The organism is Barnesiella intestinihominis YIT 11860 (assembly GCF_000296465.1).
GTDB lineage: Bacteria > Bacteroidota > Bacteroidia > Bacteroidales > Barnesiellaceae > Barnesiella > Barnesiella intestinihominis.
In genome coordinates this window covers 142,123-166,276 of record NZ_JH815204.1, presented here as the reverse complement: position 1 = coordinate 166,276, position 24,154 = coordinate 142,123, and the positions used below count along the sequence as shown (strand labels likewise).

General features: G+C 42.2%; 14 protein-coding genes. 3 read left to right on the top strand and 11 right to left on the bottom strand.

Translation table 11 applies throughout. The features are described 5' to 3' along the window. Positions 1-27 precede the first annotated feature (27 nt). The 11 genes from HMPREF9448_RS05395 to HMPREF9448_RS05345 form a co-directional block, all read right to left on the bottom strand. Positions 28-2,715 carry an alpha-L-rhamnosidase-related protein gene (locus HMPREF9448_RS05395; RefSeq protein ID WP_008861589.1) on the bottom strand — a complete coding sequence of 896 codons (2,688 nt, stop codon included), beginning with the start codon at positions 2,713-2,715 and terminating at the stop codon, positions 28-30. A gap of 15 nt (positions 2,716-2,730) precedes the next feature. Continuing rightward, positions 2,731-3,837, bottom strand: a complete 1,107-nt coding sequence (locus HMPREF9448_RS05390) for a T9SS type A sorting domain-containing protein (protein ID WP_008861588.1) — start codon at positions 3,835-3,837, stop codon at positions 2,731-2,733. 29 nt (positions 3,838-3,866) lie between these two features. Further along, complete coding sequence (locus HMPREF9448_RS05385) at positions 3,867-7,052, bottom strand: glycoside hydrolase family 66 protein (RefSeq protein WP_008861587.1); 3,186 nt, start codon at positions 7,050-7,052, stop codon at positions 3,867-3,869. A gap of 72 nt (positions 7,053-7,124) precedes the next feature. Further along, entirely contained in the window at positions 7,125-8,660 is a 1,536-nt protein-coding gene (locus tag HMPREF9448_RS05380; protein ID WP_008861586.1) for a RagB/SusD family nutrient uptake outer membrane protein, read from the bottom strand. A 12-nt stretch (positions 8,661-8,672) separates the two neighbouring features. Beyond that, positions 8,673-11,777 carry a SusC/RagA family TonB-linked outer membrane protein gene (locus tag HMPREF9448_RS05375; protein ID WP_008861585.1) on the bottom strand — a complete coding sequence of 1,035 codons (3,105 nt, stop codon included), beginning with the start codon at positions 11,775-11,777 and terminating at the stop codon, positions 8,673-8,675. A gap of 188 nt (positions 11,778-11,965) precedes the next feature. After that, complete coding sequence (locus HMPREF9448_RS05370; protein ID WP_040296073.1) at positions 11,966-13,384, bottom strand: sugar porter family MFS transporter; 1,419 nt, start codon at positions 13,382-13,384, stop codon at positions 11,966-11,968. A 27-nt stretch (positions 13,385-13,411) separates the two neighbouring features. Next, a complete protein-coding gene (locus HMPREF9448_RS05365; protein WP_008861583.1) occupies positions 13,412-14,191 on the bottom strand; it encodes a glucose-6-phosphate isomerase family protein in 780 nt (259 codons plus the stop codon). 6 nt (positions 14,192-14,197) lie between these two features. Beyond that, positions 14,198-15,976, bottom strand: coding sequence for a class I mannose-6-phosphate isomerase (locus HMPREF9448_RS05360; RefSeq protein ID WP_008861582.1), 1,779 nt, complete (start codon positions 15,974-15,976; stop codon positions 14,198-14,200). Continuing rightward, positions 15,954-16,931 carry an ROK family protein gene (locus HMPREF9448_RS05355; RefSeq protein WP_008861581.1) on the bottom strand — a complete coding sequence of 326 codons (978 nt, stop codon included), beginning with the start codon at positions 16,929-16,931 and terminating at the stop codon, positions 15,954-15,956. The genes HMPREF9448_RS05360 and HMPREF9448_RS05355 overlap by 23 nt, the downstream gene beginning before the upstream one ends. Positions 16,932-16,935: 4 nt before the next feature. After that, the gene (locus tag HMPREF9448_RS05350) at positions 16,936-17,499 is read right to left on the bottom strand and encodes a glucose-6-phosphate isomerase family protein (protein WP_008861580.1); all 564 of its coding nucleotides are present in this window, start codon (positions 17,497-17,499) and stop codon (positions 16,936-16,938) included. A gap of 297 nt (positions 17,500-17,796) precedes the next feature. Continuing rightward, positions 17,797-18,681, bottom strand: a complete 885-nt coding sequence (locus HMPREF9448_RS05345; RefSeq protein WP_008861579.1) for an AraC family transcriptional regulator — start codon at positions 18,679-18,681, stop codon at positions 17,797-17,799. 318 nt (positions 18,682-18,999) lie between these two features. On the opposite strand from HMPREF9448_RS05345, the gene HMPREF9448_RS05335 reads away from it, so the two are divergent. The 3 genes from HMPREF9448_RS05335 (at position 19,000) to HMPREF9448_RS05325 (ending at position 24,082) form a co-directional block, all read left to right on the top strand. After that, positions 19,000-19,368, top strand: coding sequence for an arsenate reductase family protein (locus HMPREF9448_RS05335; RefSeq protein ID WP_008861576.1), 369 nt, complete (start codon positions 19,000-19,002; stop codon positions 19,366-19,368). A gap of 103 nt (positions 19,369-19,471) precedes the next feature. Then, a complete protein-coding gene (locus tag HMPREF9448_RS05330; RefSeq protein WP_008861575.1) occupies positions 19,472-20,026 on the top strand; it encodes a 30S ribosomal protein S16 in 555 nt (184 codons plus the stop codon). 657 nt (positions 20,027-20,683) lie between these two features. Further along, on the top strand, positions 20,684-24,082 hold the full coding sequence (locus tag HMPREF9448_RS05325) for a LamG-like jellyroll fold domain-containing protein (protein WP_008861573.1): 3,399 nt from the start codon (positions 20,684-20,686) through the stop codon (positions 24,080-24,082). The last annotated feature ends 72 nt before the right edge of the window (positions 24,083-24,154 follow it).

The window sequence follows — 24,154 nt, the reverse complement described above, 5'->3', positions numbered from 1 at the left end:
CTTTCCTAAATAAACAATAAGACTTTATTAAAGTCGAATCAACTTTAAACAATCGATATGGCAATCATTAGCGTCTTCCCGTCCATGCGACATATTAAAGTCATATCCTTTCTTCTCAGGATCGATAGAAAGCGACACCGTATGTTCTCCGGCATTCAACCCTCGAAGAACAATATAATTGGAATCCAACCATTGTTTCCAATCGCCTGTTGCTTCCAAAATGAATGTACCGGCGTCGTTTCCGTCCACTGCCACCGAACGTATGGCGCACCATGTACCATGCGGCCCGTGTCCGTTAGCACCCCGAAGGGCTATGGCATAATCGCCGGCCTCGGGGACTTGTACCTGAAACTTCACATTAGCCGGACGTGCAAACAAATCGATAACAAAGCCACTCCCCGAAAATCCTTTGTGAAGATTAGAAACCGTTCCTGAATGAGAGCTCTGCTCCGCTTCACAAACCGATTGCCAAGTAGAATAAACAACCGCATTGGACATATCCGATGCAAATCCTTTTTCATCGACAGCATAAACCGAATAAAATCCATCGGGAGCCCCAATTAAATCGTAAGGAGAGGTTACCAGTTTATCCTCCTCAGAAAAATTGGAATGAAGGTAGTACTTCATATTTTCCTCTTCCTTCCAACTTAGAGTCGAACCGTTCAATACCAAAACAGGTTCTACCGGCGACCAACATTTCCCGGGTCCAGCCTTCACCAAATTTATTTTGCCTTTCGGTTCATCGATCATCATTTCTATCTCGATCGAATATTCCCCCTTACTATCGGCCGGAAGGACAAAAGGCAATGCTTGTTTCTCGCCATTGACTTTCAACGATTTCACCCGATTTCCCTTTCCAGATACCTTTATATCTATCGTCGCATCGCGATAGCGGAAATCCGACAAAGAAAGCCAGCCGTTCACCATATCGGGTACAACAGGATTAAATGCGATTCCTCGTTCCGTCAAATTCATGCCGAACAAAACTCTATACACCAAACTGATATAGGAAGAAACTGACCACAGTTGCCTATCCGAGTTCAAAGCTGTACCCCGATCATATCCGGTGTCGTAAGTCATATTCTCCTTATGTGTCAGGAAAAGAGCCGAAGCTCTCGTTAAAGAAGCCGCCATGTGTTCCACTGCCGATATATTGCCCACCTGACGAGCCGCATACATATACGGTGTTTGCCAAACCGGCCAAACACTTTTATTGTGGTATGCAAAATCGTCGGGAATAGAAGGATAAAGAACAGCAGCCCCGTATGGATATAGCGGGAAATTACCGACCATACGGCGAATTTGCTCATCGGTGCTCGCTCCCAAAACAGCACACAGTCCGTTCGACATGACACCGACCCGTTCCGAAGCCTTATACCCCGAAATTTCGGGATACAAGTAACACTCGTATAAACCTTTGTCTTCGTTCCAGAAATGTTTGTTTATCGAATCCTTCAACACATTCCTGAAACTTTCCCAATATGTTTTCTCACTTTCTGGTTTACCGAGTATGCCGGCCGTCTTCGACAAAAACTCATACATGAACATGTGCAGCGCATTTGTTCCACAGGAAAACGAACTGCCTATCGTCACATTGGTAAACCAATTCGGATAAGTATGGGTACGCCAGTCCATCGAACAAGTCTCCCCTTTGAACAGCCCTATGCGTTTATCGAATGCTACATGAATGTCCTTTCGAGCCGTATAGCTCAAACCTTCATAAGCACCTTCGAGCCACGAACTATCTCCTGTGTACAGATAGTACTCCCAAGCAGCGAGTGCCCACACCACACGGTCGGTCGATATAGGCCATGAACCTCCGCTACCTGTGTCCTGCAAGGCCTCGCGAGGATTACGAAGAGTCTGCTTATCGAGAGTTTTCCGAGACACTTCCGGCATAATCCATGCATAGCTGAACCATATACTGTACACGGCATCACGAGTCCATGTATCGGGCCAAAGAGCGCCGGCCCTAAATGTGCTGTCGCTGCGCACATCCATCAACATCTCTTCCAATGCCATATTGTACAGAGTCTCTATCAACAAATTGTTTTCAGTGGAAAATTTCGGAAAAGACGAAATATCCTGAGATAATTTCCATACTTTCTCTCCGTGATAATCGGAGTGTATCTCGGTTGGAGAAATAGCCTTAGCCGTTCGTATTCCCAAAAAAGAAGCATCCGTAACTCCATCGGGAGTAAAAGAATAAGGCAAAGGCGTACCCTCTTCTCTCACCCAAGTCCAATGGGCAGAAAAATCGGTATTTCTGTTTGCGTTATCCTGCATGCAAAGTGTACCATCTTTTTCCACCAAATGCAAATTCGACTCGGCCGAACGATTCGAAATTGTGTACCAGCCGCTATTAGTTTGAGTAACAAAATCGAAATTCCCGTAGTACCATTCGGCAGATTCGGTAACCGGTTGATCGACCACAGAACAAACGACCTGCCCATTATCGAGAGACAAATATCTACCACTCTTCTTATTTACGATACAAACATGATCGCCCTCAGCAGCCGCTATTTTCCACAAAGACTTATCGCCTTGCTTTTCACGGCTGAATTTACATTCGCCGTCGTCTTCATACAAATATTCTCCCGTCGCCCTATTTTGAAGTGCCCAAAAAGAATACACCTTCTCATCTTTTTGGTTACACGAAGAAAAGATACTCCCGGCAATAAGAAACAGAAATATATATTTCAAATAGATTTTCATACAGACTCAATTCACTTATTGAACGATTAATTTAGACGAAGAAACGGCACCTTCACTTTCGCAACAAACAAAATATGTTCCCTGAGCCCAACCATCAACCGAAACGACAACCGTCGACATGCTACCGTCGGTATCGATTTCCTTAACAAGTTGTCCCATCATACCGTATATTTTCACTTTCGTCACATCGTTACCTTTCACGGTAAAAGAATCCCCAGCCCGTACTAAGGTAGGATATACACTGACATTTGCCACGGCATGCTCCGATTCGATGCCGGTCGTTCCTTTACTCTTTACAGCACATACACAAGTAGGATTTATACCCGAAGGCATAAGTACAACCTTATCGAAAGTACCTCGACCATTATCGCTGCTATATCCGTTATTTGCAGTTTTCGTCGCACTATGGAGATTAAAACTAACTTCCTCGTCATCGACAGAACACAACCCCATATCGGCATACCCGTCACCGTCCACGTCGCACAACACAGGTATATCGTACGATGTACCGAAAGTCACCTGCACATCTTTTGAGACAAAATCGGGAGTCTTATATTCCGTATCTGACGGAGTAAAAGAGCATAACCAAGAACCCTTATCATAGCACACTATATCGTCCTGCCCGTCTCCATTCATATCTCCGGCAACCAATAAGTCTTTATCGCTAATTCCGAACTGTTGGTTTACATCAGGAGCCATCGCTTGGAACGTAATCAGCCACCAAAGGCCAAACTCATTATCGCGACGGATACCCACATCGCCGATACCGTCACCATTAAAATCTCCGGCCAATTTTTTATCTCCTTCCGACATGCCATATATGACTGTTTGAGGGTCTACGAAGTTATTATTCCCATCATTATAATAAAAAATCCAATTAATGAGATTATCGTTTAAATCGAGCTCACAAAGGTCGAAATACCCATCGCCATTCGCATCGAACACAAATACTTGCGAAATAGCTTTATCAGTCGTTTGTGTCGGTAACGAAAAATCTACCGTTCCATCTAAATCAAAATCGAATTTGTAACCGTCGGCTTGCGACCAATATACCAATCCGTCCTGACTCCATGCACTCATGGATAAGCATAAAGCTGTTAATAAAAAGACAATTTTTCTCATGGTAATCACTTTTATTGTTATACATTATTTTAATTTGCGATGCAACGGATCTGCAGCACCGTCACATCAGTTTCTTTATCTATGACCTGTATAAAATATGCACCCGGCATCGAAAGTATCGTCTCGGATAATAATCGATAACTATCTACAATGCAGTCTTCCATACCAATTACCCGCCCCGACAAATCGGTAATTTGTAGACGGAACTCTTTCCCCCGATAAAAATCGGAACCCTCAATGCATATTCTACCGTTTTCAGTCCAACACTTTATTTTGTCGTTTTTTTTTTGATTATCGATTCCACTGTTATAATCGGGCGACATAAAAATCAAGTTATCATAGTCTGCACTATTTCTATCTACCGGTCCGTAATGCACATCGGTTACGATCGCATTTGCCCATTCCACACCCCACAGACCAATCACATCGCTCAAAATATCCCGCTTATATTCTACCCATACTCCGTTCTGCGGTTTCACAGGAGTCAATGTGATATAAGCGATATTAGGCTGACTATAACCTACGCGATAATACAAGTCCCTCGATTCCCACACAGACGATGTTTCAGACGGTTTCAATAGTCGGAATCCGAACCATGAGGCAGTCGTATTATTCGAACGAACAGCAAGTTTGAACCGGTTGAATTTTTCGATAGGAATCCGAATTGCTCCGTTGTCCGTCGTATTGAACCGAATATCGCCGGCAGTCACGCGAATAGCGGATTCTCCCTGATAAGCATCCGTGATTTCATACCACTCGGCCACATTCCCGCCGAACTCGCTGGCTACTACATAAGGTTTCCCCTCTTGCATGACAGGGATATAGGTAGCCTCATCTTTATTTAAAGTCTCACCTTTCGCATCATAACCGAATGTAAACAATTCTGGCATACTTCCTACCCCGCTCGGTTCCGAAGGGAGCTCTTGCGATTTTGTCGAAGTCAGTACCAACGAAGCAAATACCGACACCGATGGAAGAGAAACCTCCACTTTATTGCCGTTCAAGGAATAGGGAACTTCGTTTCTTCCGTCGATAGTAATGCAATACAGTTTATATGCGACAAAACCATCGGGTAAAGTAAATGAAACCGAAACCTGTGTAGAAGAAGGAACTGTATTAACTTCGTCCCAACGTAAATCTAGGCTGTTGCCATAGTTCACAAGATCCACGACAAAAGCATCTATCTCACGTGTCCTTTTATCATAACGCTTTTTCAACGTCCCGAACACTCCGCTATTACTCCCCGAAACCGTAAAGTCTCCCCGGACATAATCGGTAATAAGATAAGCCGGATTCGAATAATAGAAATAAGCACCATAAGCAGCAACAAATTTATTCCACTGGGCGATACGTTCGAGTACGCTTGCCGGATAATTTACGGCATGAAACGGTACAGGATCGGTAAATCCGGCAACTCCGTCGACCACCTGCGCAGACGGGTATCCTCCTGCCGAAAGACAGGTAGCGAATTGGTAATCTATGTTTTCAACCGGCCAACTGGTCGATAAATTCATTTCCGTCGGAGGATAAAAATTAGCGAACACAGGTTTATCGGGATAACGCGATTTAGCATCATAAATATCACGATACAAATCACTATATTTTGTTCCCGTACCATACGGCCAAAGTTCCATAAACTGATGATTGACCACTGCTCCCGTCGTCAAATGGGGCACATTTCCACTAGTCGAAGGAAGTTGCAATGCCGTAGTCGTAACATCGCTCCTTACTTCCTTAACAGCAATATCCAATTGGTTGACAAATTGTGCCATTTCATAAGAAAAATTTCCCGTACCGGCCAATCCGTCACAAACATACGTTTCCGGCAAACCATACCAGTCCCAACGATAACCGTCATAATTATATTCCTGTTGAGCAGCGACGGCCTGCGCTATGAAATATTCATTAAAGCTCTTATAATTCTTTCCGTTCACCTCATAAGGAGCGTTCACATTCTCGTTAGTAGACATTAAATACAGATAAGATCCCCCGTATGTCATGAAACTTTTATCAGCCTCATTTTTCATGGCCCAACTGGGGTGTGCAAGAGCAAATGCTGGTGTACTGGCATAAATACCTGTATAACAAATTGAACGCCCTCCTATCGATCGAAACTTCTCTACCTTCTGTTTCATCATAGCCTTGCTGGTCCACAAACGGTCATCACCGACATACGTATTCCATGTTTCGGTCTCCGGTGCAACCTCCTCATGAGCTCTCATCCACGGGTGATATTCCAATGTATTGATACCCGCATATTGCAACGCAGCAGCCCATTTATCCACATCAAGAGAATTATCGAAAATACAAGTCCAGCCATGTCGCAGATTTACCTCTGCTCCCACCTCTTCCTGCGTAGCCAAAGGCAATGATTTAGGACGGGACAAATCAATGTCTGCCGCCGAAACAGCCACTACATTCTGTACTGGAACAGTAATCTCCAAATCAGAAACTCCGACACCGTTTAGATCGGCATAATGCTCATATTTAGGTTTCTTTCGATCATATAGATTAACCAACACGCGGCTCTCCAATGCTCGTAACAAAGCCATATCGTCATACCCATCGCCATCAAAATCGCCCACAAAAGGAATATCGCCCGACGTTCCGAACAAAACTCCATTAATAGCCAAATGGCTCTCGAACTCTGGATACCCTGAGATATCGGCAAAACAAACATACCAAGTACCGGAAGAGGGGCGATATACGCAAATATCATCTACTCCATCGGCATTGAAATCGCCCGACAACGGAATATCGCCCGATAAACCGAATCTCCCCTTTTCATCGAACTGTCCGTCACATGGAGCATAATCTATATACCACGTAGCCAAAGAAGAACCGGATCTCATCACGGCAATATCGGCTTTCCCGTCACCGTTAAAATCACCTACCGCACATTTATCGGTAGCCGTTTCTCCAAACGTTATAGCCTCAATATTGCTCCATTCATTATCGCCGTTACCCAGTTTCCATATCCAACGTATCTCTTCGCCCGATGTATCTATCTCACAAATGTCGGGAATACCGTCGCCATTATAATCGGCAACCACCGCCCCGCCCAAGAATGCAGAACCGTACGTTTCCGAAATAGTCGACTGATTTCCAGCATCGAAGCTCCACTCCGAAGCGGTTCTATACACAAGATCGTCATGAGCATAACTCGCTCCTATAATAAAAGCAGAAAACAATAATGTTAGAATTCGTATTTTCATGATTTACATTTTTACATCAAACAAGCTTTTCGCTCAATACTTTTTCTCTCTGTGGGAAAACTAATCCCGATTTTAGTACCCCGGATTATTAGGCAACAAATTAGGATTGGCATCTATATCGTCGATAGGTACTGGCAACAGCAAATGCTTAGGTGTGGTAAAATTAGTTTTACCTATACTTTGGAAAAATGTCTTTGCATATTCGCCATCGTTATCGTATCGAACTAAATCGAACCATCGGTGTCCACCCTCGAACGCTAATTCCATACGACGTTCATGCCTGATAATTTCTCTCAATTCTACTTGATCGGTAGTGGTCACATTAGGCAAACCAGCTCTCACGCGTACTCGATTCAACGGACCGCCATCATTCTCGGAAGATGCCAGAGCAGCCGCTTCGGACGAACGCCCCAACTCATTTAACGCTTCTGCTTGCATCAACAAAACATCGGCAAATCGCAATACCGGGAAATTAAGTGGGCTATCCATCGCCCGGTCGACACCTATATTTTCACACAAGAACTTTTTCACGTTATGCCCCGTCTGCGAACAAGTAGGATCATAAGACCAGCCTTGATAGACATCTCCTTCACACCAAACAGAAACCGACTTACGCAAATCGCCTGGTTCATAACTTTCTACAAATTCGGGATAAACAGCAAACCAACCGAAATTTCCCCACGGTCCTCCGATATTGATACTTGCCAAAGGAGCCATATACTCGTGATGCCACCCTCCTTGTCCCAATATATCAAATTCACTATATGCTGTCACATCTTTTTCATACTGAACCTCAAATAAACTCTCTGGACCGTTTTCGCGCAAATCGCTGAAATTCCATTCATATTTCCGATTAAGAGAATAAACTCCAAGATTCATCACCGAATCGATAGCAACCAAAGTTTCGTTGTACCGTTTCAATGTCAAATAAACTTTTGCGAGTAACCCGAATGCAGCCCCTTTCGTCGCACGTCCTATGTCGGTCGTATTTTCATAAACAGCCGGTAACATCGATGCCGCATCAGAAAAATCATCAATGATGTGCTGGTAAACTATATCTTTCGATGTTCTCGACACCTGCAAATCATCGCTTGCAGTCTGTTGCTTGTCTATCCAGGGCACATCGCCGAACAACCGTACCAGATTGAAATAATACAACCCTCTTAAAAAATGAGCCTCTCCCTTGTATTGGGTTTTCTTTGCGTCAGAAATCTTCGGAGATTTATCGATATTCGTCAAAATCCAATTCGTTCGACTGATTCCCGCCCAGGGTCCGCGCCATAATTCCTTAGCCCCGGAGTTATCGCTGGTCGCTGTGAAGTTAGACAACTGCGTCGTTTCGAGACCGTTTCCACCGGCTTCATTTCCAACACGGCCCTCTCCGGCGACAATATCCAATGTCCACATTCGCAAATTATACATATACGAACTCTGTAACCGCTGATACATAGAATTGACACCACTCTCTATCTCTTCGGGAGAACCCTCCTCGAAAAAGTTTTCGGTAATGATTTGGTCGTTCGGCAATATTTCGAGTTTATCCATACAGCCCGACAAGACAGTCGAAAGAACGACAACAGATATAGTAGATATAATTGTCCTTTTCATGATTCGAAAGATTTAGAATTTTACAGATGCTCCAAACATATAGACTCGGGAAGTAGGATAAATTCCATAGTCCAATCCCCAAAGACCCACCTCGGGGTCAAGACCCGAATAATTGGTCAAGGTCCACAAATTATCGAAACTCAAATACAACCGTAATGATTTGGCCCCGATCTTTTTCAACCAATCCTGAGTAAAACGATAACCGAAAGTAAGATTTTTCAACCTCAGATAAGAACCGTCTTCTACCCAACGAGTCGAAGCTCTGTTATTTCGGTTCGGATCGGCATAAATGGCACGAGGCATCGTATTGCTGGATCCTTCCCCGTTCCATCGGTTCAATGTAGAGGTAAATTGGTTATAAGTACTCTCCATACCCTCATGAGACACTCTTACGCCGTTCCATATATCATTCCCGTACGAACCCTGGAAAAATATACTCAAATCAAAATTCTTATATCCGAATTGATTGTTAAACCCAAAAATAAAATCAGGTTGAGGATTACCGATAACTGTTCGGTCAAAATCATTGATTACATCATCGCCATTCACATTGACAAACCAAATATCGCCCGGTGACGTATTGACCTGAGAATTATGCGATGCTTTATCAGGAGCGCGGTTTTCCATAGGAACCCCCGCAAAGACTTCGTCCAGTGTCTGATAGATACCACCCATCTTATAACCATAGAAAGAGTTGATAGGCAGACCTTCACGAATCAAACTTACACCGCTGAGGATTTCGGGACCGCCCAACTTCAAAACCTCATTCTTATTGAAAGTCATATTTAAGTTGGTTTCCCAAGTAAATTCTCCGACAAAATTGCGAGTATTCAAATTAAACTCGATACCCTTATTCCTCACCTTACCGATATTCACAGGAGGCCAATCGGCTTGTTCCAAAGATGTTCCACTAGTTTGAGGAACAGGCTTCTTGGTAAGCATATCGTTAGTATTCTTTAAATAGAAATCGACATTAGCGACAATTCGGTCATTCAAGAAACCTATATCCAACCCGACATTGTATTGTTCGACAGACTCCCACTTAATAGACGGATTGGATAGTTTGTACGGGTATATAAGCGATACTTGTTCCGACTCAAATCCTCGTTGCGAACCGAAATTATAAACGCCGTTCACTTCCAACTTATCGGCAAATGCATACGCATCGATATTCTGGTTACCGGTCAATCCATACCCTAAGCGCAATTTCAACATCGATATCCAGGGGACATCTTGCATGAAGCTTTCATTAGACACATTCCATGCTGTTGAAAACGAAGGGAAATACCCGAATCGATTATCGGCTCCGAACTTGGAAGAACCATCGGCTCGGAAAGTTGCCGTCAAGAAATATCGGTTGTCATACGAATAATGAACACGTCCCATATACGACATCAACGCCCAAGAATAAGAATTACCGCCCACATCAGTAGCTTTCGTCGCATTATCCAATTCCGTCGTCATCTCGCTGGCACGTCCCGTACCGGCAGCAGACATCCATTCCTTCTTATACTCTTGGTAAGAAGTTCCTATCATGGCATTCAATTTATGTTTGCCGAATACCTTGTCATAAGTAAGTGAATTATCCCACAAATACAACTCTTCATAAGCCGAAGACAATGATTGCGAGGTATTGGTCTGCTCTTTATTACCCCATTTGTATTTAGGTATATAATTGTTATTATACTCATATCCCAGTTCCGCACCTCCGGTAGTTTTAGCAACCAAACCGTCGATGATCTCCCACTCGGCCGAAATATTAGATAACATTCTGAATCCTTTCATACGATACTTTTGTTCGTTTACGATAGCCACAGGGTTCAAAGCATCTCCATTCAACTCGGCATTCCCGGTAGGACCGTTATAATTACCTTCGTCGTCATAAATAGAAATGGAAGGTAACATGCGCATAGCATTCTGAATAACAGTCGATATAGGCTGAGTACGACGATTCTCGGCGCTTAGGTTTACGTTTGCTCTTACCTTTACATTGCTCAATATTTGTGACGATATATTGGATTGAAGATTCAGTCGGTTAAATTCCGAATTTTTCATAATACCGTCTTGTGCATAATAACCCACCGATGTCGCATGATTAATCTTGGAATTACCGCCCAAAATAGAAAGATTCACTTTATGCATCGGAGCCGTACGGAATAACGGAGAAAGCCAATCCGTACCAGCACCGAGAGATTCAGGGTCGGCAAACAACGGATTCAACGATAAACCCGCATTCGACCTCATTTCATTATGTAAAGCAGCATATTGTGATGCATTCAGCATATCGAACGTCTTTGCAGATTGTTGAATACCGAAACTATAATCTAAATTAATTTCTGTTCTTCCCTCTTTGGCTTGACGAGTAGTAACCATAACTACACCGTTTGCACCTCGCGAACCATAAATAGCAGTGGCGGAAGCATCTTTAAGAACATCGATAGACTCTACATCTGCCGGATTTATATACCACATACCGCCATTTACGGGAACTCCATCGATAACATACAAAGGAGACGCATCGTTAATCGTACCGACACCGCGAATCAAAATAGAAACATCTCCACCGGGAGCTCCGGAATTTTGAACCACCTGTACACCCGACATTTTTCCGGCCAAAGATTGTACCACATTAGAAGTCGAATTCTTTACGAGTTCGCTTCCTTTTACAGAAGATATAGAACCCGTAACATCTGAACGTCTCATCGTTCCATAACCTACAACGACAACCTCATCGAGTGCTTTGGTATTTTCTTTCAAAACGATACGTACAGATTTATTCCCTTTAACACTCGTTTCCACGGCATCATAACCGATATAAGAAACTCTAAGTATTGGATTTTTTTGATCCGATTTTATCGAGAAATTACCGTCCATGTCGGTCACAGCCACATTTTTACTATCTTTCAAATGGACTGTCGCACCTATAATAGGTACGCCCGAAGCATCTATAACCTTTCCCGAAATAAACTGTTGCGAATCAGCGGCCGAAACTTTACCGGGACCGCCCTGCTCTGTCTGCTGTGCAGAAATCCCAAACGGTTGGGAAAACAAGAGTACCATACACCCCATGAGGCAACATACTCTCAAACCTCTTTTACTTTGTTTTTTCCTTGTCATAGCACCGTGTTTTTCTCTATGTTATTTTTTCATTTTACAAAAAATGGTATTGGGTTAAGAAATATCCTTACGTGATGCTAAATTAGATGATCTGGTAATACTGCCTTTCCAACATATTAGCCAAGAATTATGGTATCTTACCATAATAAATCAAACCAATCTATTTTTTGGATATTTACCATTATTTTTTATCTCAAATGACGGGGCTTTCCTCCTTTTCTCCAATACTCCTCTATCTTCTCCAATGTCACGCCTTTGGTTTCGGGAACATAGAAATATCCCCATATGATTGCGGCAAGAGCTACTATCGCATAAAACCAAAAAGCACCTGCCGGATTCCCCAAGTTTTCTCCGTCCAAATAAATTTCAGTACCTTCTACAGTGAACGCCTTCACTATTTTGAAGAATGTAAACGTTACCACTGTATTGAACACCCAAACCGATAACGAGCCCAAAGAGGAACCGAGACCTCTTACCTTCTGAGGAAATACTTCTGAAATAATGAGCCAACCGAGCGGGCCGATACTGATCGCATAAAAAGCGACGTAGACGAACACGAGAATAATAGACAACCATTTGCCCATCTCTCCGAGATAAGAAAAATGAGTAAAACAGATACCGAGTAAAAGAAGAGAGACAAAAATACCTGTCAAACCTGTAAAATATAGTTTTCTTCGGCCCAAGCGATCGACAAAATAGACCGAAACAATAGTGAACAACAGATTGACGACCCCAACACCGACCGCCGCCCAAATAGCCGAAACCGCCCCATCGAAACCGGCCATCAAGAATATCTTGGGACTATAATAGATAACCGTATTGATACCTACGAATTGTTGAAAGAACATAATCCCCACACCGATAATTACGGCATTACGCAGCCACGGTTTCATCAATTCTTTAATACCCGACTTATCTTTTTCACTTTTTATCAGCTCATTCTTGATGGTTTTGTACGAATCTTCCATTGCCTCATTCCCTTCGATACGAGCCAACACCGATTTTCCCTCTTCATCTCGACCCCGGCTTATCAACCAGCGTGGACTCTCTGGCATAAATGCCATACCTATCAACAGAATTAAAGCCGGAACGACTCCGATATAAAACATAGGACGCCAGCACGACATATCGCCTTCATCGGCAAACATCAAATCCGATAAATAGGATGCCAACACTCCTATCGTGATCATTAATTGAAACATCGAGACCAAACTGCCCCGTTTATTAGCCGGTGAAATCTCGGCTATATAAAGAGGTACTGCAAAAGACGATACCCCGATCGCTATTCCCAAAAATAAACGGGCTATAATCAACTGCTCGATACTGGGAGCAAATCCCGACCAAAGAGCACCGATCGTAAAAATAACCGCCGAAGCTAAGATAACTACCTTACGTCCCAATATATCGGTTATCTTTCCACAAAACAAAGCGCCAAGAATAGCACCCACCAATCCCGCCGAAGTAACTAATTCCACCATGGAATTATCCAAACCGAAATCTTTTTGGAAAAAAGGTATAGCCCCCGATATAACACCGGTATCGAATCCGAACAACAGGCCTCCGGTCGCAGCGATAACAGCTATTACATAAATAATTGTATTTTTCATCATATCCAATTTTAATTTATTCTAAAATCAAGGTTCATAATTCTTCCAAACCTCTTCTTTCAATCCGGGGTTCGGAACATATAAAAACGTATCTGGCGACTTCTCGAAAGTTCGGTAAATAGACTCTCCTTTCACAATGCCCAGTTCAGGGTATTCGGCCGGAGATTTACAAATAAGTTCCGATGGTTGATAACAAGGATTCGCCCGCCATTCTATTTTTCCTTCATCGTTAAAAACCGGAAACCAAGCAATTCCCTTATGACGACGTACGCCATCATATTCGAAACCATACTCCCTATCGCACCACGCTCCGAAAGTAAGAGGTTTATCAGGATTAGCACTAATAGTCGCATGAGCCCAATATGGAGGAACGATAACCACATCGCCGGCCTTAGCATACACGGCAAAACAACGACCGGGATTATCTTCGGCATATTCCTGCATGTAAATGATAGCCTCTCCTGTCCATATTTCGTAAACCTCAGGAGTAGACCAACCGCTATATTTAGAAACCCAATGGATATGACCTTGACTGCGAATAGGCTCTTTACCCAATCGACCGGCAGCATAGGTCACGACCCCATAAAGCAAATGCATCCGTTCGAGCATTTCTCTGTGTTTACATTTCCCCACGTCCATAGCTATGGAATAAACGATTTCAGGGCCATCGCACTGAGGGTCGGATAAACTTCCCCGAATATCTCGCAAATAACGATTCTCCACTTGGGGACCGAACACATCTGCACCATATTTAAATCCCATAGGATTTACAGTAGGAATTATATCAAAACCGGGATTGAATTCCATATCTTTTCATACATTATGTTTAACAAAAGCTTTTATTGTAGCGCACTGTTTTCCTTCCGACTCTCCATAAGGCCGTATCGTATACTGTCTCACCGATTCCGGGATAATAAATGTCTCGGCATAATGTACGACAAACGGATCAAATTCGCCGGTGGGACTTTCAACGATAGCTTCACGTCCCTCGACAAGATTCAGCACATTCACACTTCCATCTGTTTTGTGAAGAACTGGCTTGGTAAACCAATGCCGACGAGTTTCTATAAACTCACATTCATGCAAACCGGTATGTTCTTCAATCCAACCGTCTCCTTCGGCCACTTTATCTATCTTATTATAAATTTCACGGCGAACCCACGGCTCCGTACGATTCCATTGGATCACATGTTTACCATGCCCGATATTGATAGGTCGGGGACGGCCGTCCAATCCCAAACGCCCCCAATCCCACAACTTGAAGGTGAAAATATAAGGAGTAGCACTGATTTCGAGAACCATACTGTTACGCCCCGAACAATGAACAGTACCCGCAGGTATAAGTACATGGTCGTGCTTTTTCACGGGATAATTACCGACATACTTTTCTGCATCGAAATGCCCTGTATGTTGTGCTTCGGTCAAGGCATTTATCATCTCCTCCGGTACGATACCTTCCTTCACTCCCAAATAAACCGAAGCATCTTCTTCGGCATCGAGAATGTAATAGCTCTCGTCTTGGGTATAATGCATACCGAACTTTTCTTGTATATATTGTGTCAGCGGATGCACCTGTAAGCTCAAATTACCGCCGTCCATCGTATCCAAGAAGTCGAACCGAATAGGAAACTCGTCCCCGAAACGTCCGTAAACCGGGTTACCCAACAACTCACGCGGATAAGAAAATACCAAATCGATAGACGGTATTTCGAAACGGACTTCTCCGAAGCCCAAATACAAACTATTCTCCTCAGGGACACAATCGAAACACCATGCAAAATTGGGAGTTTCACGATCCAAATCGCATATTTCCTTCATCCATTGACCGCCCCACGGACCCGGATCGAAAAACGGAACTACTCGAAAAGGAGATTTCGAAGCCTTTTTCAAACCAGCATCCACGATTGCCGCTGTCGCCATCTTAGGATCACCCATCACATTCGTATCCAAGACATAATCCCATTTGCTCATTAACGTTTTCTTAAAACGGTCACAAATGCGCCAATCTACGAAAAAGCCTCTTTTATATTGCAACGAAGCCCGTTCCATGCGATTATCCACACCGACATTCGAGATTTCGTTTCTCCGAAAACGCATCTGTATTTCCCAACGAGCCATATCGGCATATACCAATACATCGCTTTCGGGCATCACGTAAGCAGCCCCTACGCCATATACGATTACAACACCGGCAGATATACCGGCAACCTTTTCACGCAACTCGGCAATCTTCTTTTCATCGAAATAACAATCCATATGATAGCTAGTCATATAACCGAAAATCTCATCATCGGTTATATCGGACTTCAAAAACGAATTGATCTCTTCCGAAGTTTTCATGGCCGAAGAAGCGTCCAACCACAATGTATGGGGAAGTTGTCCCTTCAAAGCCGATTTTACCTCCTCGTCATAAACACCTTGATAACATTCGACAACCAATACCTTTACCGGTTTATGAACGTTTTCCAACGACTTGTTCAACTGCGATACAATTTCCGGCCAACCTTGCCAACAAACATTTTCAGATGTTTCCGATACCTGTACGACCGGATACTTATCATAATTAGATTTATAATTTGAATACTTTTTCATTTCTTCTCCTCTTTACACTTGTCAAATAATAATTCAATCCCAATAAAGCGGCATTGTCTCCTAATTCGGAAAGCACAATATGCACCCGGTCGATAGGAGTCCAAGCTCGATCCTCGACCCACTTATTGATATAAGGCAAAATAATATCCGCACTTCTCATGATTCCGCCGCCCAGAACAACTACCTCAGGGTCATAAGCATGAATGTAAGAGACAATGGCAGCTGCCCATACATTCATACACTCTTCGCAAATAATAATAGCATTCTCATCGCCTTGTCTCATTAAACCGAACAGTTGTTTAAAATCCATATCGGATGCCGCAATCTTAAAATCTGGCGATACACGTTCGTTAGACCGAATAATATCCGGCAAGAAAAATGAAGAAGCCATAGCCTCTACACAACCTATATTTCCACAGCTGCAACGTCTTCCACGATAATCGACAACCATATGCCCTCCTAAGGAACCAGCTTGATGATGATGCCCCACCAACGGTTTGCTATCTAATATAACACCGGTTCCTATTCCTGTACCGATAGTCATCATTACCACATTTCCCGTACCTTTCGCTGCACCGTAGAGCCACTCTCCGATGACAGCAAGACGGGCATCGTTTTCCAATACGAAAGGAACGCCCCAACGACTATCGGCCCAATGACAGAGATCGATATCACAAGCATCGTCATACTTGTCGTTGGTAGAAATCACTCTGCATTCGACAGGATTCACCATACCCGGAAACGCCAATCCGATAGATACCAAATCCGTCGAAGATATTCCTTCCTCAGACAACAATGAATCAATTGCATGCTCCATCTTGGGAAGCATGTGAGATAAACCCTTCACCGAATCCGAAGAGATTGTGGTAAACCGAACAATCTCAGAATCCAATATCAAACCTATCTTTATGATAGTTCCTCCCAAATCTATTGCGACGCTATAATTTCCCCCCATAACCTTATACTCCTATCAATTGAGGCTTCCCATCGACCTCCAACAATCTGGCTGCAAAGCCATGATCGGCAATTTCCCGATAATTATGCCCTGCATCAGACGGCCAACAAGCTGCAAAAGAAAATAAAGTATTTCCCGTATTTGCCATACGGTGAGCCACACCACCCGGTATATAATGTAGGCTCCCGGGAAAAACCCGTTCGGCCCACACTCGACGCAACTGGTCCATCAAAATCAACATGCCCTCTCCTTCAAGCCCCCAATAAAATTCCGCCCGATCGATATTCGCATGGAAATGTCCCTTAGTCATGAAGTACTCGTTTCCCACTTTTCCCGGATGCAAATAAGTAATCCCGAAATATAATCCGCCGGGAGTACCCTCCTGTTCCGGCAAAAAACTACTCACCTCATAAGCCAGTATATTCTGCGGCATACGAGAAAAAGCATCGACATCGGCAAAAATACCACGCAAATCTCCCAGAGTACGGCTCACATTCTCGACTCTCTCTCCCAATAATCGGTTCCCCGCAAAGAATAATCGGGGAAATACAATTTCCATATTCTCCATTATTTTTCATGTTATTATCGATATGGCAAAGATAGAGTGACAATTGGCCTGCTCTATTCACTATATTTGCCGATAATTTTGGTATTTTACCAAATACCGATTAGAGGAGCATAAAAATGATAATATTCTATATCTATTAGGAAGCTTTTTTGGAGGTTTTTAAGCGATACATAAAAAACAAATTAAAAAACACTTTTTATAATCGAGTAGTACTCAACGTATCAAAAAGTCAATATCAATTACAAGAAAGACTTCCCAGTCCTCATAAATAATCTATATAAAAAGCTATTAAAAAGGTCAAATCGCCTTCTTCTTTTTCACCCCATATTTTTCTTGGTATTCAGAAGGAAGCATGTTGGTTGACTTCTTAAACTGCTCTATAAAATTCGACAAATTATTAAATCCGACCTCCATACTCAAAGTCGAAATTTTCATTTTGCCTTCTATCAAAAATTTCTTGGCATGCCCTATACGCATATCATTCAAATACTGTACAAAAGTCTTTTTCGTACGTTCCTTAAAATATCGACAAAAAGCAGTAGGAGTTAGTCCGGCAACAGCAGCCACCTCTTCAAGTTTAATCGGCTTATTAAAATTTTTCACCAAAAAACGATAAACTTTATTGAATCGCTCAAAATCCGAAGAATTGACCGACTGGGTAAAACCTACGCTCGCTAAAATTTCATATTCGTCGGCTTCTGCCATCATTTCCAAAAGTGTGAGCAAATTAGTTACTCGCTCGATTCCATTTTGATTAAACGTGCGTCGAATATATCGAGCGATCCGTTCACGCGATTCACCGGTAAATTTTATTCCCCGCCTCGAACGTTCTATTAACTCACGAATATTTGCCATCTCAGGCAATCGTATCAATATACCCTCAAACAACTCTTTACGAAAATAAACACAATGACAAGTCGCCCTTAAACCAGAATCCGAGTCGAAAAATTCTTTATCGTTTCTCCACTCATGCGGCAACTGAGGACCCATCATACAAACATCGCCCTCTTCATATCCTCCGATATGATCACCTACAAAACGAGTGCCCCACCCTTTTTCAATACACATGATTTCTATTTCGGGGTGATAATGCCACGGCACGATAAAATGGGGCAAATCTTCCCGATAGAAATTGATATAATTATCGACGGCAAAAGGAAGTTCTTGATACAAAGGTTTCATAATATAGCACAGTTATTAAAAGCAGTTCATCTAAAATCACACATCGAGAGCCAAAACAATATCCCAACCAACTTTGTCGGGGTATAAGCCATTTTTTATTTTTAACTTATAAAAAGTGATAGTATGGCAAAGATAAATTATAATATTATTATAGCGAAAATAAAAAAGAAGCATTAACAATGCCTTTTTGTACATTTGTAAATACGAAGATGAGATGCGGTTCGGCATAGTCCATTCGGAAATAAAATTTCCGTTTGCCTCTGCACTCACCTTTCGCTATCTTTGTCATTCAAAAATTATTTCTAAAAACAAATACCTATGAAAATTTTATTTTTTCAATACCCCTCGTGCAGCACTTGTAAAAAAGCGGCAAAATGGCTAAAAGATCACGACATTGATATAGAATCGAAGCACATCGTCGAAACACCGCCCACTGTCGGGGAACTAACCGAATGGATAACCCACAGCAATTTACCCTTACAAAAATTCTTCAATACGAGCGGACAAAAATATAGAGAACTAAATTTGAAAAACCGTATTAGTACAATTCCCGAAAAAGAACTGATAGAACTATTGGCTTCCGATGGAAAACTAATCAAACGTCCCCTTCTCGTAACAGACTCACAGGTCTTGGTCGGATTCAATGCCGAGTTATGGCAAGACGTTTTGCTATCCGAGACGAAATAATCTCATACTCAAAAAAATTAGGCGCATGCCTATTTGCACGGTTCAAAAAGAAATACTATCTTTGCGCCGCTAATGCAAATAATAACCAATTAAAAAATTTCAAATGGCAACAAAAATCAGATTACAACGCTTTGGTCACAAAGACTACGCATTTTACCAAATTGTAATCGCCGATAGCAGGGCACCACGTGATGGTAAGTTTATTGAAAGGATAGGTTCTTATAATCCGAACACTAATCCTGCTACAATAAATTTGAATTTCGAAAGAGCTTTGTATTGGCTGACAACCGGTGCTCAACCCACCGACACTGTACGTAATATCCTTTCCAAAGAAGGTGTATTGATGAAAAAACATTTATTGGGCGGTGTAAAAAAAGGTGCTTTTACCGAAGAGGTTGCAGAACAACGCTTCGAAGCATGGTTGAAGAACAAAAAATCGGCTATTGACGCTGAGAAAGCCAAAGTTTCTGCCGCAAAAGACGCTGCTGCTAAAAAACGTCTAGAAGAAGAAACCGAAAAGAACAAAGCAAAAGCCGAAGTTGTCGCTGCTAAAAAAGCAGCCGAGGCTGCCGCTAAGGCAGAAGCCGAAGCCGCTGCAAAAGCCGAAGAAGAAGCTAATGCCGTTGCAGAAGCTCCTGCATCCGAAAATGCTGAATAAATATTTTAGACAGCATATTGAAACGGAGTATCCCTCACTGGATACTCCGTTTTTATTTTTCTTCTTCCCAAAAGTATTTTAACGGCTCAGTCGTTAATTAACAGGGATCGTTCATGTATATTCTCTCCCCTATTGCGAACACTGTTCTCCGTAATACTACGGGATATTTCAGTTTTCATTATCGGAGATATTTTAGAACTCCTCCCTTGTCGTGCCCCATAACACTATCGGGCACTCTCCCTATCTCATCTGCGATGAGCACAGGGAGAGATGACCAAGCTCTTATCACCTCCCCCTGTATTTTCTACCCCTCCGTCCAGAGGAAACCGCCCCTATATTTTGCGCAGCAAAACACAGGGGGGAGAGGGGGAGTAACATGGCCAAACAATCGCCAATCGGTCTATAATAGTTCTCTTAACACGATAAAAAGCTCCTAAGAACATCTCACCTGCACGATTCTTATCGTATTCATTTTCTACTTTCTCAAAAAAAATAAAAAAAATTCACTTTTTCACTAGGGATAACCCTCGATTTAAGGTTAATATTATATAGCGCATAAAAAATGCTCAAAAATATGTATATACATATCATGAAAAAATAAAAACATATCATTCAATTTTCAGAATTACTTTTTGTTTAATTAAATATTTGTTTATCATGAAAAAACACTACATGTTATTCACTTTATTGTTTACTCTTCTGCCTTTTCTTAATAGCTATGCCGAAGAGAACAAAGCGATCACTATTCCTCAGCTCTCTTTTAGTTCTCCTACATCGGGTTACCGTTTGGAAATCCCCGAAACAATCTTAGGAGACAGAAATGGAGGTGAAACAGACCGGTCCGGAAAATCCTTTACTATATCTGCATGGATAAATATGGACCAATATACAAACAATTCGGGCAGTAAAGGAAATGTAATCATGGGACACGGTCCTAGAGTACATATGAATTACAACGGTAGTTTAGTTTTAGCTACTACCGAAACAGGTGTTCTTAAAATCATATCAGGTGCAAGCAACAAAGTAACTTCGGTTTTAGAAACCTCGGTAGATCTGGATACATGGACTTATCTTACACTTGTCTATGACAACAGCGACTTTTCGGTAAGTGTATATAAAGATGGTACTCTCGTAGCCACGAAAAACAATACTCAACAGTTAGAACTTTTCGGAGACGACCCTTGTATTTTCTTTGTAGGGGGCGCTGGATTTTCCGGATTCTGTGACGAATTCCAATTTTTCGACCGAGCATTAAACTCAAATGATGTCAAGCAAGCTTACAGCAACCCCCAAAATATATCGGGACTGACGGTTTGGTATGACTTCAATACAATTGAAGAAGGCAGTTCTTTTACCAACAAAGTAACCGAATCTGACCAAGTAAATACAAAGGCTACATTCTATAATCTCACCGGAGGACAAACAAACAGTGATGGTGGATATATCAGTATCACCAACTATACAGAAGCCGTTCCCTCTCTTACCAAAGGAAGACCAACTCCTAGTAACTACACAGTAACACTACCCACTGAAATAACTAATGGCACTTTAAGCGTAATGAACGGCGAAAGCCCTCTTTCGGCAGGAGAAAATACCGTAACATCGGGGACTACTTTAACCATAACGGCGACACCGGCCGATAATTATCGTTTGGAATCCTTGAATATCAACGGACAACCGATTGAAAACGGTGGGACATATACTGTAACGGAAGATGCAACTATTACTGTTTCATTTGTCGAAATCGTTATGCATAAAGTAACAATTACCGTCGACGAAGGAGTAGATTATCAAATTACAGCAGGAGAAGAAGTTATCGAGAACTTAGAATCGATAGCCTCTGGCACAGAATTAACCATAACATTCAATTCATTGCCAGAAAACAAGAAGATAGAATCCGTACTGATTAACGAGCAACCAGCCGAAGCAGAAGAAAACGGATCATACATTTTCACGGTAACAGAAAACACGACTATCATTGTCAACTTGACCGATATTACTTATTACACGGTTACGCTACCGACTCTGGTAGAAAATGGACAACTAAGCGTAATGAACGGTTCCGAGCCTCTTACCACAGGAGAGAATACTGGTATAAAAGAAGGCACGGTATTGACAATTACGGCTACTGCCGATCCCGGTTATGAAATTCTCTCCCTCCAAGTAAACGGATCCGATTTCACCAACGGAGATAATTACACGGTGAACGAAAATACGACTGTCACAGTCTCATTCCAAATCGAAGGCCCCAAAGCCGTACTAGTCCCTGCAATAAGTGGTAATAATAAATACCAATTCCGTTTTGATGATAAAGTATTAGGCGAACACATAAACGGAGAGAATAATTCATGGAATAACGGTAATATAACAGGTTCAGACCATCGTGCCCGTAATTTCACAATGTCCGCTTGGGTGAAAACAGTCAGCACAAATGGGCAAGTAATGGGACACGGACAAGCACCTTACTATGGAGCCGTAGGAACATTTGGTGTTGTACTCGAAAACGGAGTCCTAAAATTGAAAGCCCGTGCATGGGAAGACAAAGGTAACTGTCCGGGAATAGCCGATGTAACGACCGAAGCAACCTTGACCGCTGATGAATGGGCATTTATTACCGTGACAGTCGATGATTCCAATAAAGAAATCAAACTATACAAAAACGGAAAATTATTAGGAACCGGCGATTTAGGAACAATTGTAGAAGGTGGAGAACGAGAAGGGCATGGTATAGGTCTATTACAAGACGAGTGTGTATTCTTCGTGGGGAACGGTGGATTCTCCTGCTATGTAGACGAAGTTCAGGTATGGTCCAAAACATTGACCGAAAAAGAAGTAAAAGAATCCATTCGCGGCGGTTACGACCAGGAGAATATGCCCGAAGAATTAGTGGCCTATTACAAAATCGAAAATGATTCGGAAGCCGAATTGGAAAACAAAGGAACATTCGGTAGCTGTCCCGCCGGTGTAGTAGAAGGTACAACCGAGGTACATACTGGTGCTCCCCACTGGGGCGCAGAAGTTTATACTTGCGACTTTATTCAAGTACAAATCGTAGCCGGTCATACATTCCCGACCAATAATCTCACCATCACTCAACCCACCGAAGGGGGAACATTCAAAGTAGTTAATGCTAAAAATGAAGAAGTAACAAGTGGAGAGGTAGACCAGTTCAGCGCATTGACAGTCATAGCCGAACCGGAAGAAGGATATGTATTATCGCAAGTATTGGTAAATGGCGAAGTAAATAGCGGAACGACTTTTGTCATCGAAGACGACACAGAAGTAACAGTGGTATTCTCCAATAAAGTAATCGTAACCAATACAACCGCAACCGGTGGTAACGTCGAAATGTTCGTTAATGATGCCGAAGAAGCGACCGCATTCGGTTCCGAAATTATACGAGGATCAAAGCTAACTTTCAAAGTAACCGTAAACGAAGGATATGAATTAACGTCATTCCTCGTGAACGAAGAAGAAAAGATAGACGAACTTGCAGAAAACATATATACAGTAAACGCAATTTCCGATAATATGACAATATGTGCTGTGTTCTCGAAAATACCGACATGGAGAGTTACTTGCAATATTACCGGAAATGGTTCTGTCACCATCTCCGACGACGAAAGTAATGTATATGCCAGTGGTTCCGAAATTCTAAACAACACATTTGTCAAACTAACTTTTATCCCCGAAGAAAATTATAAGATAGAAACTTTCACTTCTTCCAATGGAGAATCGCTGTTAGACCAAATTAGTAACAATATTTACGAAATAGGAGCCATAGACAGCAACCATACTTATAACATAACATTCGGAACGATTGTAGGCATAGACAAAGAAAGCATAAAGTCTATATCACTCTACTACCAAACCGGAATACTTTACGTAAGCGGTATCGACGAAAATGCTACCATTGCCATATATGATTTGACTGGCAAATTGGTTAAAGTTACAGAAGAAGCCCCTGTAAATATAGCCGATTTGGCGAAAGGTTGTTATATCGTTAAAATAACGATGGGTAATACAGACAAAGCCATGAAATTTATCAAGAAATAAAAATCTATAAGAGAAATAAACCACATAAAGAGAGGTGATGCTGCAAATCATGCATTACCTCTCTTGTTTTTT

What these genes read in the sequence shown, in the direction of transcription:
- HMPREF9448_RS05370 (WP_040296073.1), bottom strand. Translation starts at nt 13,384, where the DNA reads ATGAAAAATACAATTATTTATGTAATAGCTGTTATCGCTGCGACCGGA.
- HMPREF9448_RS05325 (WP_008861573.1), top strand. Translation starts at nt 20,684, where the DNA reads ATGAAAAAACACTACATGTTATTCACTTTATTGTTTACTCTTCTGCCT.
- HMPREF9448_RS05335 (WP_008861576.1), top strand. Translation starts at nt 19,000, where the DNA reads ATGAAAATTTTATTTTTTCAATACCCCTCGTGCAGCACTTGTAAAAAA.
- HMPREF9448_RS05360 (WP_008861582.1), bottom strand. Translation starts at nt 15,976, where the DNA reads ATGAAAAAGTATTCAAATTATAAATCTAATTATGATAAGTATCCGGTC.
- HMPREF9448_RS05390 (WP_008861588.1), bottom strand. Translation starts at nt 3,837, where the DNA reads ATGAGAAAAATTGTCTTTTTATTAACAGCTTTATGCTTATCCATGAGT.
- HMPREF9448_RS05395 (WP_008861589.1), bottom strand. Translation starts at nt 2,715, where the DNA reads ATGAAAATCTATTTGAAATATATATTTCTGTTTCTTATTGCCGGGAGT.
- HMPREF9448_RS05375 (WP_008861585.1), bottom strand. Translation starts at nt 11,777, where the DNA reads ATGACAAGGAAAAAACAAAGTAAAAGAGGTTTGAGAGTATGTTGCCTC.
- HMPREF9448_RS05385 (WP_008861587.1), bottom strand. Translation starts at nt 7,052, where the DNA reads ATGAAAATACGAATTCTAACATTATTGTTTTCTGCTTTTATTATAGGA.
- HMPREF9448_RS05350 (WP_008861580.1), bottom strand. Translation starts at nt 17,499, where the DNA reads ATGGAGAATATGGAAATTGTATTTCCCCGATTATTCTTTGCGGGGAAC.
- HMPREF9448_RS05330 (WP_008861575.1), top strand. Translation starts at nt 19,472, where the DNA reads ATGGCAACAAAAATCAGATTACAACGCTTTGGTCACAAAGACTACGCA.
- HMPREF9448_RS05380 (WP_008861586.1), bottom strand. Translation starts at nt 8,660, where the DNA reads ATGAAAAGGACAATTATATCTACTATATCTGTTGTCGTTCTTTCGACT.
- HMPREF9448_RS05365 (WP_008861583.1), bottom strand. Translation starts at nt 14,191, where the DNA reads ATGGAATTCAATCCCGGTTTTGATATAATTCCTACTGTAAATCCTATG.
- HMPREF9448_RS05355 (WP_008861581.1), bottom strand. Translation starts at nt 16,931, where the DNA reads ATGGGGGGAAATTATAGCGTCGCAATAGATTTGGGAGGAACTATCATA.
- HMPREF9448_RS05345 (WP_008861579.1), bottom strand. Translation starts at nt 18,681, where the DNA reads ATGAAACCTTTGTATCAAGAACTTCCTTTTGCCGTCGATAATTATATC.